This is a genomic window from Pseudoalteromonas sp. SR45-5 (assembly GCF_014163565.1).
In the GTDB taxonomy this organism is placed as follows: Bacteria; Pseudomonadota; Gammaproteobacteria; order Enterobacterales; family Alteromonadaceae; genus Pseudoalteromonas; species Pseudoalteromonas distincta.
Genome location: NZ_JACJDN010000030.1, coordinates 1 through 14,587, shown reverse-complemented (window position 1 = coordinate 14,587; position 14,587 = coordinate 1). Strand labels below are relative to the sequence as shown.

Annotated in this window: 10 protein-coding genes; all 10 read left to right on the top strand. The window is 42.8% G+C overall.

From position 1 onward, the window contains the following. Positions 1–149: 149 nt before the first annotated feature. Positions 150–578: a 50S ribosomal protein L11 gene (gene rplK / locus H5072_RS02490; RefSeq protein WP_002958879.1), complete on the top strand. Its 429-nt coding sequence runs from the start codon at positions 150–152 to the stop codon at positions 576–578. A gap of 3 nt (positions 579–581) precedes the next feature. Continuing rightward, positions 582–1,286 carry a 50S ribosomal protein L1 gene (gene rplA / locus H5072_RS02485; RefSeq protein ID WP_002958880.1) on the top strand — a complete coding sequence of 235 codons (705 nt, stop codon included), beginning with the start codon at positions 582–584 and terminating at the stop codon, positions 1,284–1,286. Positions 1,287–1,609: 323 nt separating this feature from the next. After that, the gene (gene rplJ / locus H5072_RS02480; RefSeq protein ID WP_002958881.1) at positions 1,610–2,104 is read left to right on the top strand and encodes a 50S ribosomal protein L10; all 495 of its coding nucleotides are present in this window, start codon (positions 1,610–1,612) and stop codon (positions 2,102–2,104) included. Positions 2,105–2,180: 76 nt separating this feature from the next. Next, positions 2,181–2,543 carry a 50S ribosomal protein L7/L12 gene (rplL, locus tag H5072_RS02475; RefSeq protein WP_002958882.1) on the top strand — a complete coding sequence of 121 codons (363 nt, stop codon included), beginning with the start codon at positions 2,181–2,183 and terminating at the stop codon, positions 2,541–2,543. A 271-nt stretch (positions 2,544–2,814) separates the two neighbouring features. Further along, positions 2,815–6,840: a DNA-directed RNA polymerase subunit beta gene (rpoB, locus tag H5072_RS02470; protein WP_138488388.1), complete on the top strand. Its 4,026-nt coding sequence runs from the start codon at positions 2,815–2,817 to the stop codon at positions 6,838–6,840. A 104-nt stretch (positions 6,841–6,944) separates the two neighbouring features. Then, positions 6,945–11,120 (top strand): DNA-directed RNA polymerase subunit beta', encoded by a 4,176-nt coding sequence (rpoC, locus tag H5072_RS02465; protein WP_002958884.1) that lies wholly within the window; start codon positions 6,945–6,947, stop codon positions 11,118–11,120. 195 nt (positions 11,121–11,315) lie between these two features. Continuing rightward, positions 11,316–11,690, top strand: coding sequence for a 30S ribosomal protein S12 (gene rpsL, locus H5072_RS02460; protein WP_002958885.1), 375 nt, complete (start codon positions 11,316–11,318; stop codon positions 11,688–11,690). A 97-nt stretch (positions 11,691–11,787) separates the two neighbouring features. Further along, complete coding sequence (gene rpsG, locus H5072_RS02455; protein ID WP_010555004.1) at positions 11,788–12,258, top strand: 30S ribosomal protein S7; 471 nt, start codon at positions 11,788–11,790, stop codon at positions 12,256–12,258. 27 nt (positions 12,259–12,285) lie between these two features. Next, positions 12,286–14,400: an elongation factor G gene (gene fusA / locus H5072_RS02450; RefSeq protein WP_182692564.1), complete on the top strand. Its 2,115-nt coding sequence runs from the start codon at positions 12,286–12,288 to the stop codon at positions 14,398–14,400. Between the two features lie 62 nt (positions 14,401–14,462). After that, positions 14,463–14,587 (top strand): GTP-binding protein (locus tag H5072_RS02445; RefSeq protein ID WP_033023824.1); only part of this gene is annotated, 125 nt, incomplete at its 3' end.

The window sequence follows — 14,587 nt, the reverse complement described above, 5'->3', positions numbered from 1 at the left end:
TTAACTTATAATCAGCGGCCTTTTTGTATTAAGGTAAAATTTATTTTTTACTGTACAAAAAGTACGAAACCAATTTTTAAACTGGGAAGCCGTTAGAGTACGCGTCCTCGCGCGCACAAGGCTGAGACCCACCAAATGAGGTATTTATAATGGCTAAAAAAGTTGAAGCTCTAATCAAGCTACAAGTTGCCGCTGGTATGGCTAATCCTAGTCCTCCAGTAGGTCCTGCACTAGGTCAACACGGTGTAAACATCATGGAATTCTGTAAAGCGTTTAACGCACGTACAGAGTCTATCGAAAAAGGCGCTCCAGTTCCTGTAGTGATCTCTGTTTACGGTGACCGTTCATTTACGTTCGACATGAAAACGCCACCTGCTGCTTACTTACTTAAGAAAGCTGCTGGTATCAAGTCAGGCTCAGGCCGTCCTAACACTGATAAAGTAGGCACAGTAACTCGTGCTCAACTTGAAGAAATTGTTGAGACAAAACGAACTGACCTTACAGCTGCCGATATGGACGCAGCGGTTCGCACTATCGCAGGTTCTGCGCGTGCGATGGGCTTGAACGTAGAGGACTAAGAAATGGCTAAATTAACTAAACGTATGCGTACTATCCGCGAAAAAGTGGAAGTAACTAAAGATTACGAAATCAATGAAGCAGTTGCTCTTTTAAAAGAGTTAGCGACAGCTAAATTCGTAGAAAGTGTTGACGTTGCCGTTAACCTTGGTATCGATGCTCGTAAATCTGATCAAAACGTTCGTGGTGCTACTGTACTACCTAACGGTACTGGTCGTGACGTTCGTGTTGCTGTATTCACACAAGGCGCTAATGCAGAAGCTGCAAAAGAAGCCGGTGCTGAATTAGTAGGTATGGAAGATCTTGCTGAACTAGTTAAAAAAGGCGAGATGAACTTTGACGTTGTTGTTGCATCACCAGACGCTATGCGTGTTGTTGGTCAACTAGGTCAAATCTTAGGCCCACGTGGTCTAATGCCAAACCCTAAAACTGGTACTGTAACGCCTAACGTTGCAGAAGCAGTTAAAAATGCTAAAGCAGGTCAAGTACGTTACCGTAATGACAAAAATGGCATCATCCATACTACTATTGGTAAGGTTGATTTCACTGCAGAGCAGTTACAACAAAACCTTGAAGCTCTAATTGTTGCGCTTAAGAAGGCTAAACCTTCTCAAGCTAAAGGTGTTTACTTGAAGAAAGTAACTATCTCTACAACAATGGGCGCAGGTGTTTCTGTTGACCAAAACACTTTAAGCACTATTGTTGCTTAATTGAGTGTTTACATGGCGTGAAATTTGTACTATAATTTCGCGCCATTTTGTTGATTAATTTATTAATTTGCAAAGTAAAGAATTCGGGTTGAAGTCCATAATTTCGTTAAGCCTTCGGGGTTAACGATAAATTGGGCTTCCGTCCAAGACCGTAGGTGGCTTCGGCCTTAATATTCACCTACGTAGACGGTGTAGACCCCAGATAGATTTTTCCTAATCCTTCTGGCTCTCGCCGTAAAAAGCATCTCTACCTTGTTTGGTAGGGAAGAGTAGAACAGGGGAATCCGATAATCGGTACCCCCATTAAACCAGGAGTAACACCCATGGCTTTAAATCTTCAAGGCAAAAAAGCAATAGTTGCTGAAGTCAACGAAGCAGCCAATGGTGCTCTATCTGCAGTTGTTGCAGATTCTCGTGGTGTAACAGTTGGCGCAATTACTGCCCTTCGTAAAGAAGCTCGTGCAAATGGTGTTTGGATGAAAGTTGTCCGTAACACTTTAGCAAAACGTGCTCTTGAAGGAACAGATTTTGAGTGTCTTTCTGATTCATTTGTTGGTCCAAGCTTAATCGCTTTCTCATCAGAGCACCCAGGTGCTGCTGCGCGTATCTTTTCAGATTTCGCGAAAAAGAATGAGAAATTCGAGCTTAAAACGGCCGCTTTTGAAGGAAATGTTGTTGATGCAGCAATGCTTGCTACATTACCTACATACGATGAAGCTGTTGCACGCTTAATGAGTGCTATGAAAGAAGCGTCTGCTGGCAAATTGTGTAAAACAATTGAAGCAGTACGTGTACAGAAAGAAGAGCAAGCTGCTTAATTTTAAGCTGTTTAATCTCACTTTCGGTGTAAAATTTATTTGGACTTAATGTCCGTTAATTATTAGGAAATTTGTAATGTCTGTATCTAAAGACCAAATCCTTGACGCAATTGCTGAAATGTCAGTAATGGACGTTGTTGCTCTTATCGAAGCAATGGAAGAAAAATTCGGCGTAACTGCTGCAGCTGCAATGGTAGCTGGTCCAGCTGCTGAAGCTGCTGAAGAGAAAACAGAATTTGACGTAATCCTTACTGGCGCTGGCGCTAACAAGGTTTCTGCAATCAAAGCTGTTCGTAGCGCAACTGGCCTTGGCCTTAAAGAAGCGAAAGCTCTTGTTGAAGCTGCTCCTACACCTGTTAAAGAAGGTGTATCTAAAGAAGAAGCTGAAGCACTTGCAAAAGATCTTACTGAAGCTGGTGCTGAAGTTGAGGTTAAGTAATTTAGCTTTTGCTAAGTTCGCTGCCTGAGAAATCAGGCAAGGGCTGGTGATTATTTAATCACCGGCCTTTTTGCGCTATAGAGTGATGCACTCTTTTAGTTCAAATAAAATCTGATTTTTTCTTTACTTTCAACGCTTTATAGTTTGCTAGTGTTAAAGTGGGATCTAATTAGAACAACAGTTAAATGTTGTAAAATCTTGGCATAGCTGCCAGTTAAGTCTGTTCTTACAAGAACAGGTCGGGTCAAAGATCAGCAAGCTGAGGAACCCCATGGCTTACTCTTATTCTGAAAAGAAACGTATCCGTAAGGATTTTGGTAAACGTCCACAAGTTTTGGATATACCTTTTTTACTGTCTACACAGTTAGAATCGTTTAAAAAATTCTTAGTGCCGGACGCTGATGGCGATCATGGTTTGGAAGCTGCCTTCCGTTCTGTGTTCCCTATTAAAAGCTACTCGGGAAATTCTGAGCTTCAATACGTAAGTTACCGTATTGGTGAGCCAGTTTTCGATGTAAAAGAATGTCAAATTCGCGGTGTGACTTATTCTGCTCCACTTCGCGTGAAACTGCGTCTTGTTGTTATGGACAAAGAAGCACCAGGCACAGTTAAAGACATTAAAGAGCAAGAAGTTTACATGGGCGAAATTCCGCTCATGACAGATACCGGTACTTTTGTAATCAATGGTACAGAGCGTGTTATCGTTTCTCAGCTACACCGTAGCCCTGGTGTATTCTTTGATAACGACCGCGGTAAAACCCATTCATCGGGTAAAGTATTATATAACGCACGCGTTATACCTTACCGTGGTTCATGGTTAGACTTCGAATTTGATGCAAAAGATAACTTATATGTACGTATTGACCGCCGTCGTAAATTACCGGCGTCTATCATCCTACGTGCACTAGAGTATTCTAGCGAAGAAATCCTAGATATGTTCTTCGATAACACTACGTTTGAAGTAACGAATGGTAAAGTTCTTATGGAACTTGTACCTTCGCGTTTACGTGGTGAAACTGCCGCTTTTGATATCAAGAGCGAAGACGGTGAAGTATTTGTTGAAAGCGGTCGTCGTGTTACGGCTCGCCACATCAAGAGCATCGAGAAGAAAGGCATTAAGCAATTAGAAGTACCACATGAGTACATCATTGGCCGTATTGTAGCTAAAAACTATGTTGATGAATCAACTGGTGAAGTTATTGCAAATGCAAATGACGAGCTAACTCTAGAGCTAATGGCTGAATTGGTTAAAGCCGGTCACACTAAAATTGATACGTTATATATCAATGAAGTGGACAGCGGTGCTTACATGTCAAATACATTGAACATTGACTCTTCAAGCAGCCGTTTAGAAGCACTAGTAGAAATTTACCGCATGATGCGCCCAGGCGAGCCACCGACAAAAGACGCGGCTGAAGCTTTATTCCAGAACTTGTTCTTCTCTGAAGAGCGTTATGACTTATCTACTGTAGGTCGTATGAAGTTCAATAGCCGTGTTGGTTACGATACAGACACAGGCCCAGGCACATTAAGCAAAGAAGACATCGTGTCTGTTATGAAAGTATTAATTGCTATTCGTAACGGTCAAGGCGATGTTGATGATATCGATCACTTAGGCAACCGTCGTATACGTAGTGTTGGCGAAATGGCTGAGAACCAATTCCGTGTTGGTCTAGTACGTGTTGAACGTGCTGTACGTGAGCGTTTAAGCTTAGGTGACCTTGACGCGATAATGCCACAAGATCTTATTAACGCTAAGCCTATTTCGGCAGCGGTTAAAGAGTTCTTCGGCTCGTCTCAGTTATCACAGTTTATGGACCAAAATAACCCACTATCAGAAGTTACGCATAAACGTCGTATCTCTGCATTAGGTCCGGGCGGTCTAACTCGTGAACGCGCAGGCTTTGAAGTACGTGACGTTCACGTAACTCACTATGGTCGCGTATGTCCAATCGAGACTCCTGAGGGTCCAAACATCGGTCTAATTAACTCGTTGTCTACGTACGCACGTACAAATGACTACGGTTTCTTAGAAACACCTTACCGCAAAGTGGTAGATGGTGTTGTAACTGATGAAGTTGATTACTTATCAGCCATTGAAGAAGGTCAGTTTGTTATCGCACAGGCGAACTCAAACTTAACTGAAACCAATGAGTTTGTTGATGAACTTATTCCATGTCGTCACAAAGGTGAATCTACCTTTATGGGTCGCATGGACCAGCAGTATATGGATGTATCACCACAACAGGTGATCTCTGTAGCGGCAGCACTTATCCCGTTCCTAGAACACGATGATGCTAACCGTGCATTGATGGGTTCAAACATGCAACGTCAAGCAGTACCAACATTGAAAGCGGATAAACCGTTAGTAGGTACTGGTATTGAGTTAACACTAGCGAAAGACTCTGGTGTAACTATCGTTGCTAAACGTGGTGGTGAAGTAATGTATGCTGACGCAAGTCGCATCGTTGTAAATGTACATGAAGAAGAACGCATCCCTGGTGAAGCGGGCATCGACATCTACAATTTAACCAAATACACACGTTCTAACCAAAATACATGTATTAACCAAAAACCAACTTGTATGGTTGGCGAACCGGTTACTCGTGGTGACGTGTTAGCAGATGGTCCTTCGACTGACTTAGGTGACTTAGCCCTTGGTCAAAACCTTCGCGTGGCATTCATGCCATGGAACGGTTACAACTTCGAAGATTCAATCTTGTTATCAGAGCGCGTAGTTGAAGAAGATCGTCTAACGACTATCCATATTCAAGAACTACAGTGTGTTGCCCGTGATACTAAATTAGGTCCTGAAGAGATCACTGCAGATATCCCGAATGTGGGTGAGTCTGCGCTAGGCAAGCTTGATGAATCAGGCGTTGTATATATTGGTGCTGAAGTTAAAGGCGGCGATATCCTAGTAGGTAAAGTGACTCCTAAAGGCGAGACACAGCTTACACCTGAAGAGAAGCTACTACGTGCTATCTTCGGCGAAAAAGCGTCTGACGTTAAAGACAGCTCTTTACGTGTACCAAACTCTGTAACTGGTACTGTAATTGACGTGCAAGTTTTCACCCGTGATGGTGTTGAAAAAGATAAACGTGCGTTAGAAGTTGAAGACATGCAGCTTCGCGAAGCGAAGAAAGACTTCAACGAAGAGTTCCGTATTTTAGAAGCAGGCGTTTTAGACCGTGCACGCAAGCTACTTATAGCTGCTGGTTTTGATGAAGATAAACTTGCATCTCTTAATGCTGAAAAAGTACTTACGCAAAGCCTTGCTGAAGAAGACAAGCAAGCTGAGCTTGAGCAACTAGCTGCACAGTACGATGAGCTTAAAGCTGAATACGATAAAAAGTTTGAAAACAAACGTCGTAAAATTACCCAAGGTGATGATTTAGCACCAGGCGTACTTAAGATTGTTAAAGTATACCTAGCTGTTAAACGTCGCATCCAACCGGGTGATAAAATGGCGGGTCGTCACGGTAACAAAGGTGTTATCTCGACTATCGTACCAGTAGAAGATATGCCTTACGATGACAAAGGTCGTACGGTAGATATCGTATTGAATCCACTAGGTGTACCATCGCGTATGAACATCGGTCAGATCCTTGAAACACATATGGGTCTTGCTGCACGTGGTATCGGTGAACGTATTGAAGAGATGATGAAAGAACAACGTGAGCTTCATGAGCTACGTGAATTCATCAAGCAAGCTTACGAAATTGGTGAATCTCGCCAAGTTGTAGACATTGCTAGCTTCACTGATGACGAAATTCGTCGTCTAGCTGAAAACTTAAAAGGTGGTTTACCAATAGCTACTCCTGCATTTGATGGCGCGAAAGAAAGCGAAATCAAAGACATGCTTGAGCTTGGTGGATATCCTCGAAGTGGTCAGGTTACACTTTATGATGGCCGTACTGGCGATCAGTTTGAACGTCAAGTAACTGTTGGTTACATGTACATGCTTAAACTTAACCACTTGGTTGACGATAAGATGCACGCACGTTCTACTGGTTCTTACAGCCTTGTTACTCAGCAGCCGCTGGGTGGTAAAGCACAGTTCGGTGGCCAGCGTTTTGGTGAGATGGAAGTATGGGCACTTGAAGCTTACGGTGCTGCTTACACTCTACAAGAAATGCTAACAGTGAAATCGGATGACGTGAACGGTCGTACTAAGATGTATAAAAACATCGTTGATGGTAACCATAAAATGGAACCAGGTATGCCAGAATCGTTCAACGTATTGTTGAAAGAAATCCGCTCACTGGGTATCAACATCGAGTTGGAAGAAAATTAAGCCAATTAGATGCTGCAGTTAACGCTGCAGCATCTGTTATGGCTGAATAGAATGTAGGGACGAGACTATCCGTCCTCAAGATTAACTCCGACAGGAGAGCTAAGGTGAAAGACTTACTTAAGTTTCTGAAGCAACAAAATAAGACCGAAGAATTCGATGCAATTCGCATTGGTCTTGCTTCACCAGACATGGTTCGTTCATGGTCATACGGTGAAGTAAAGAAACCTGAGACTATTAACTACCGTACTTTCAAGCCTGAGCGCGACGGCTTATTCTGTGCCCGTATTTTCGGCCCAGTGAAAGATTATGAGTGTTTATGTGGTAAATATAAACGCCTTAAACACCGTGGTGTGATCTGTGAAAAGTGTGGCGTTGAAGTAACACTCACTAAAGTGCGACGCGATCGTATGGGTCATATCGACCTTGCGAGCCCAGTTGCACATATATGGTTTTTAAAATCATTACCGTCACGTATTGGCTTAATGCTAGATATGACGCTTCGTGATATTGAACGTGTTCTTTACTTCGAATCATTCGTAGTAACTGAGCCTGGTATGACAACGCTTGAGCGTGGTCAACTATTAGGTGAAGAAGAATACTTAGATTCACTAGAAGAGCACGGTGATGAATTTGAAGCGAAGATGGGTGCTGAAGCAGTTTTAGACTTGCTTCGTGAACTTGATCTTGCTCAATTAATTGCTGAGATGCGTGAAGAGTTACCAACAATTAACTCTGAAACTAAGCGTAAAAAAATCACTAAACGTCTTAAGTTAATGGAATCGTTCCACCAATCAGGTAATAACCCTGAGTGGATGATCATGACAGTACTTCCAGTATTGCCACCTGATCTACGTCCATTAGTACCATTAGACGGTGGTCGTTTTGCGACATCTGATCTAAACGACCTTTACCGTCGTGTTATTAACCGTAATAACCGTCTTAAGCGTCTACTAGATTTAGCAGCACCAGACATTATTGTACGCAACGAAAAACGTATGTTACAAGAAGCGGTAGATGCGCTACTTGATAACGGTCGTCGTGGTCGTGCAATTACAGGTTCTAACAAACGTCCTCTTAAATCTCTTGCTGATATGATCAAGGGTAAGCAAGGTCGTTTCCGTCAGAACTTACTTGGTAAGCGTGTAGATTATTCAGGCCGTTCTGTAATCACAGTAGGTCCTACACTTAAGCTTCACCAATGTGGTCTTCCTAAGAAGATGGCACTAGAGTTATTCAAACCATTCATCTATGGCAAATTAGAGCGTCGCGGCATGGCTACGACAATCAAAGCAGCTAAGAAGATGGTTGAACGTGAAGTTCCGGAAGTATGGGATGTACTTGACGAAGTAATTCGTGAACATCCAGTATTACTTAACCGTGCACCAACACTTCACCGTTTGGGTATCCAAGCGTTTGAACCTGTGCTTATCGAAGGTAAAGCGATTCATTTGCATCCATTAGTATGTGCGGCCTACAACGCCGATTTCGATGGTGACCAAATGGCGGTACACGTACCGTTAACAATCGAAGCACAGCTTGAAGCTCGTGCCTTAATGATGTCAACAAACAACATTCTATCTCCTGCGAATGGTGAGCCAATCATCGTTCCTTCACAGGATGTTGTATTGGGTCTTTATTACATGACTCGTGACCGCATTAACGCTAAAGGCGAAGGCGCGATATTTAAAGATCCAAAAGAAGCAGAAAAAGCATACCGCAGCGGCAATGCAGACCTTCACGCAATCGTGAAAGTACGTATTAGCCAATCAGTTAAAAACGAAGACGGCATAGTAGAAGACACTGTGACTGTTATCGATACAACTGTTGGTCGTGCAATTCTGTCTCTAATTTTACCTAAAGGCATGCCGTTTGCGTCAATCAACCAGCCGCTAGGTAAAAAGCAGATTTCTGGCTTATTGAATGAGTGTTACCGTCGTCTAGGTCTTAAAGATACAGTTATCTTTGCTGACCAAGTTATGTACACCGGTTTCCATTATGCAATGAAGTCAGGTGTTTCTATCGGTATTGATGACTTAGTTATCCCACCGATTAAAGCACAGATAATTGAATCAGCTGAAGCTGAAGTGACTGAAATCAACCAACAATTCCAATCAGGTCTTGTAACGGCTGGTGAAAAGTACAATAAAGTTATCGATATCTGGTCACGTGTAAACGAAAACTTATCACGTGAGATGATGGCTAACTTGTCAAAAGATACAGTTATCAATGCAAAAGGTGAAGAAGTAGAGCAACCGTCATTTAACTCAGTGTTTATGATGGCCGACTCAGGTGCTCGTGGTAGTGCTGCACAGATTCGTCAGTTGGCGGGTATGCGTGGTCTAATGGCACGTCCAGATGGTTCAATCATCGAGACGCCAATCACAGCTAACTTCCGTGAAGGTCTAAACGTACTTCAGTACTTCATCTCAACGCATGGTGCGCGTAAAGGTCTTGCCGATACAGCACTTAAAACAGCAAACTCGGGTTACCTAACGCGTCGTCTAGTAGACGTTGCACAAGATTTGGTAATCAATGAAGATGACTGTGGCACAGAAGATGGCTTAACAATGAAACCGCTTATTGAAGGTGGTGATGTTGTAGAAGCACTTCGCGAACGTGTTCTAGGTCGTGTTGTTGCTGAAGATATTGTAATTCCAGGTACTAATACTGTACTTGTTGAACGTAATGTTATGCTTGACGAAAAACTGTGTGACCTTTTAGAAGAGCACTCAGTAGATGAAGTTCGCGTACGTTCTGTTATCACATGTGATAATGACTTTGGTGTTTGTGCTAACTGTTACGGTCGTGACCTAGCACGTGGTCACATCATCAACGCTGGTGAATCAGTGGGTGTTATCGCGGCTCAATCAATCGGTGAGCCGGGTACACAGTTAACAATGCGTACCTTCCACATCGGTGGTGCGGCATCTAGAGCATCTGCAGAAAATAATGTACAAGTTAAAACTAACGGTACATTAAAACTTCATAACTCTAAGTACGTATTAAACACAGACGGTAAGATTGTTATTACCTCTCGTTCTACGGAAATTACTATCATCGATAGTCATGGTCGTGAGAAAGAGCGTTATAAAGTACCTTACGGTGCGGTACTAACAGTGCAAGACAATGCAGAAGTTCAAGGTAATGACATCGTCGCTACTTGGGACCCGCATAGTCACCCAATCGTTCTTGAGCATAAGTCAAAAGTATCGTTCAGCGATATCGATGATTCAAATACTGAAGCACAGACTGATGAACTAACCGGTTTAACCCGTGTAGTTGTAAAAGATCTTGCTAAAGTAAATACGAAAGAACCAAAGCTTATCATTGAAAGTGAAGAGCGCGGTCTGCAAGAAACACGTCTTCCTTCATTCACTACGATTGAAGTTATTGACGGCGTTACAGCAAACCCAGGTGACGTGTTAGCACGTATTCCGCAAGAAGGTTCGAAAACTCGTGATATCACGGGTGGTCTACCACGCGTAGCCGACTTATTTGAAGCTCGTAAGCCAAAAGATCCAGCTATATTAGCTGAAGTAACTGGTACAATTAGCTTCGGTAAAGAGACTAAAGGTAAGAAGCGTTTAGTTATTACTCCAGCTGAAGGTGATCATTACGAAGAGATGATTCCTAAGTGGCGTCAACTTAACGTGTTTGAAGGTGAGCAAGTGTCTAAAGGTGAAGTTATTGCCGATGGTCCTGAATCACCGCATGACATCTTACGCCTACGTGGTGTGACTCATGTTGCTAACTATATCGTTAACGAAGTGCAAGAGGTTTACCGTTTGCAAGGCGTTAAGATCAATGACAAGCACATTGAAACAATTATCCGTCAAATGTTACGTAAATGTACCATTATGCACGGCGGTGATACTGACTTCTTAGCCGGTGAACAAATCGAAGTGGCGCGCGTTAATATCGCAAACCGTGACCTTGAAAAACAAGGTAAGATACCAGCTAAGTTTGAAATCCAGTTAATGGGTATCACAAAAGCATCACTAGCAACAGAATCTTTCATCTCTGCAGCGTCTTTCCAAGAGACAACACGTGTTCTTACAGATGCGGCAGTGAATGGTAAGAGCGATGAGCTTCGCGGTCTTAAAGAAAACGTAATTGTGGGTCGTTTGATCCCAGCCGGTACCGGTTTTGCGTATCATCAAGAACGTATGGCTCGCCGTAAACAAAGCAAAGTAGTAGTAGAAGAGCAAACAGTAAGTGCAGAAGAGGCGACTCAAGCACTTACAGACGCACTAAATGCTGATTTGTCTGGAAATCAATAAACTGTTCTTAATCAATAGATTAAGTGATCGTAAGGCAGTTATATGCTGTCTTACGATTAGTTTAGGTTGACAGGTTAAACTTTGCTCATTAAAATTCCGCCACCCATTTACTTGTGTGCTTAATGCAGGCTCGTAAATAAAGGGCGGATTTTTTTATTTTTTTCAGTAGTAATTTTAATTTCAGGAGCTATTTAAATGGCAACTATTAACCAGCTAGTGCGTAAGCCACGCCGTAGCAAGGTTACGAAAAGTAACTCAGCTGCACTAAAAGCGTGTCCGCAAAAGCGCGGTGTATGTACTCGCGTATATACAACTACACCTAAGAAACCAAACTCGGCGTTACGTAAAGTAGCACGTGTACGTTTAACTAACGGTTTCGAAGTAACTTCATACATTGGCGGTGAAGGTCATAACCTTCAAGAGCATAGTGTAATCCTAATCCGTGGTGGTCGTGTTAAAGATTTACCAGGTGTGCGTTTTCACACTGTTCGTGGTGCACTTGACTGTGCAGGCGTTAGCGATCGTCGTCAAGCTCGTTCTAAATACGGTGCAAAACGCCCTAAAGGGTAATTGTATTCCGTTAGTAAGGCCAAGCACTAAATATTTATAATTATTGTTTTGGGTGATTGACTCGAAAGAGCAAACCTGAATAAACCGGAGATACAAAATGCCTAGAAGACGCGTAATCGGTCAACGTAAAATTCTTCCAGATCCTAAGTTCGGATCGGAACTTCTTGCTAAATTCGTTAACATCGTGATGTTAGACGGCAAGAAATCTACTGCTGAAAAAATTGTTTATGGTGCGCTAGACGTGGCTGCTGAGAAATCAGGCAAGTCGCACCTAGAAATCTTTGAAACTGCACTTGATAACATCCGTCCACAGGTAGAGGTTAAATCTCGCCGTGTTGGTGGTTCAACTTATCAAGTACCAGTTGAAGTACGTCCAGTTCGTCGTAACGCATTAGGTATGCGTTGGTTAGTAGACGCTGCACGTAAGCGTGGCGAAAAATCTATGGGCTTACGTTTAGCTCAAGAAATCGTTGACGCTTCTGATAATAAAGGCACTGCGGTTAAGAAACGTGAAGACGTTCACCGTATGGCTGAAGCGAATAAAGCATTCGCTCATTACCGTTGGTAATCTGTCTTTAACCTTTAAGAGGATCATATGGCACGTACAACTCCACTTGAGCGCTATCGTAATATAGGTATTGTTGCTCACGTAGATGCAGGCAAAACCACCACAACAGAACGTGTTCTGTTCTACACAGGTCTTTCTCATAAGATCGGTGAAGTACATGATGGCGCTGCAACTATGGATTGGATGGAGCAGGAACAAGAGCGTGGTATCACAATCACTTCTGCTGCAACAACGTGTTTTTGGAAAGGGATGGATGCTCAATTTGACGCCCATCGTATCAATATTATTGATACTCCAGGACACGTAGATTTCACTATCGAAGTAGAGCGTTCTTTACGCGTACTAGATGGTGCGGTAGTTGTTCTTTGTGCTTCATCTGGTGTACAGCCGCAAACTGAGACAGTTTGGCGTCAAGCGAACAAATACGAAGTTCCGAGAATGATCTTCGTAAATAAAATGGATCGCACGGGCGCAGACTTCTTAGCAGTGGTCAGCCAGGTGAAATCTCGTCTTGGAGCAACGCCTGTTCCAATTCAGTTGCCTGTAGGCGCTGAGGACGACTTTAAAGGTGTTATTGACCTTATAAAAATGAAAGTGATTAACTGGAACGAAGAGGACCAGGGTATGACTTTCTCTTATGAGGCAATACCGGCAGAACTTCTGGAATTAGCTGAAGAATGGCGCGCTCATTTAGTTGAAAGCGCTGCTGAAGCAACAGAAGAACTAATGGATAAATACTTAGAAGGTGAAGAGTTAAGTGAAGCAGAAATTAAAAATGCTTTACGCCAACGAACATTAGCAAATGAGATTGTTCCAGTTACTTGTGGTAGCGCATTTAAAAACAAAGGCGTTCAAGCTGTGCTTGATGGCGTTGTTGAATATATGCCGTCACCAGAGCAAGTGAAACAAATCCAAGGTATCTTAGAAAATGGTACTGAGGAAGAACGTCCAGCTAATGATAAAGCGCCGTTTGCTGCACTCGCATTTAAGATTGCAACAGACCCGTTTGTTGGAACCTTGACCTTTTTCCGTGTTTACTCTGGTACTGTTAAACAGGGTGACACGGTATATAATCCAGTAAAAAGTAAGCGTGAGCGACTTGGCCGTATCGTACAGATGCATTCAAACTCTCGTGAAGAGATCAAAGAAGTTTTCGCAGGCGACATCGCGGCAGCTATTGGTCTTAAAGACGTAACAACAGGTGAAACACTGTGTGATCCGAATTCTATTATTACGCTTGAGCGTATGGAATTCCCAGAACCAGTAATCTCTATTGCGGTTGAGCCCCGCACTATAGCTGACCAAGATAAGATGGGTATCGCACTAGGTAAACTAGCTGCTGAAGATCCTTCTTTTCGCGTACAAACTGACGAAGAATCAGGCCAGGTTATAATCTCTGGCATGGGTGAACTTCACTTAGATATCATCGTCGACCGTATGAAACGTGAATTCAGTGTTGAATGTAACGTTGGTAAGCCGCAGGTCTCATACCGAGAAGCTATTCGTTCAACTGTTAAGGTTGAAGGGAAGTTTATACGTCAGTCAGGTGGTCGTGGCCAATATGGACACGTTTGGATTAAACTTGAACCGATGGATATTACGGATGATGAGTCACCAATTTACGAGTTCGTTAACGAAACCGTAGGTGGTTCAGTTCCTAAAGAATTCGTTCCTGCGGTAGACAAAGGTATCCAAGAGCAAATGTCTCAAGGTGTACTGGCAGGCTACCCATTACTTGGCGTTAAAGCGACTTTATATGATGGTTCATTCCATGATGTAGATTCGAATGAAATGGCATTTAAAATAGCAGGTTCACTGGCAATGAAAAACGGGGCGCTTGAAGCTAACCCTGTACTTTTAGAGCCAGTAATGAAGGTTGAAGTACTCACTCCTGATTCAAATATGGGTGATGTAGTTGGCGACTTAAACCGTCGCCGCGGCATAATCGAAGGCATGGAAGATGCATTAGGTGGACTTAAGCAAATTAATGCGCAAGTTCCTCTTTCTGAAATGTTTGGTTATGCAACTGCTTTACGATCTGCAACACAGGGCCGTGCCTCATACTCTATGGAGTTTGTGAAGTACGCTGAAGCCTCTAAAAATGTCGCAGATACAATAATTTCAGCTCGCGCTGTTATATAATTTTAGCTTGTCTGGCTCAATAGTGAGTCAGGCTTTAATTTCTTTATTAGGAATTTTTTAAGATGGCAAAAGAAAAGTTTGAACGCGTAAAACCGCACGTAAACGTTGGTACAATCGGCCACGTTGACCACGGTAAAACTACACTAACTGCAGCAATCACTAACGTACTTGCAAAAGTATACGGCGG

Excerpts from the sequence above, each read along its gene's own strand:
- rplK (WP_002958879.1), top strand. The coding sequence starts at position 150 with ATGGCTAAAAAAGTTGAAGCTCTAATCAAGCTACAAGTTGCCGCTGGT.
- rplA (WP_002958880.1), top strand. The coding sequence starts at position 582 with ATGGCTAAATTAACTAAACGTATGCGTACTATCCGCGAAAAAGTGGAA.
- rplJ (WP_002958881.1), top strand. The coding sequence starts at position 1,610 with ATGGCTTTAAATCTTCAAGGCAAAAAAGCAATAGTTGCTGAAGTCAAC.
- rplL (WP_002958882.1), top strand. The coding sequence starts at position 2,181 with ATGTCTGTATCTAAAGACCAAATCCTTGACGCAATTGCTGAAATGTCA.
- rpoB (WP_138488388.1), top strand. The coding sequence starts at position 2,815 with ATGGCTTACTCTTATTCTGAAAAGAAACGTATCCGTAAGGATTTTGGT.
- rpsL (WP_002958885.1), top strand. The coding sequence starts at position 11,316 with ATGGCAACTATTAACCAGCTAGTGCGTAAGCCACGCCGTAGCAAGGTT.
- rpsG (WP_010555004.1), top strand. The coding sequence starts at position 11,788 with ATGCCTAGAAGACGCGTAATCGGTCAACGTAAAATTCTTCCAGATCCT.
- fusA (WP_182692564.1), top strand. The coding sequence starts at position 12,286 with ATGGCACGTACAACTCCACTTGAGCGCTATCGTAATATAGGTATTGTT.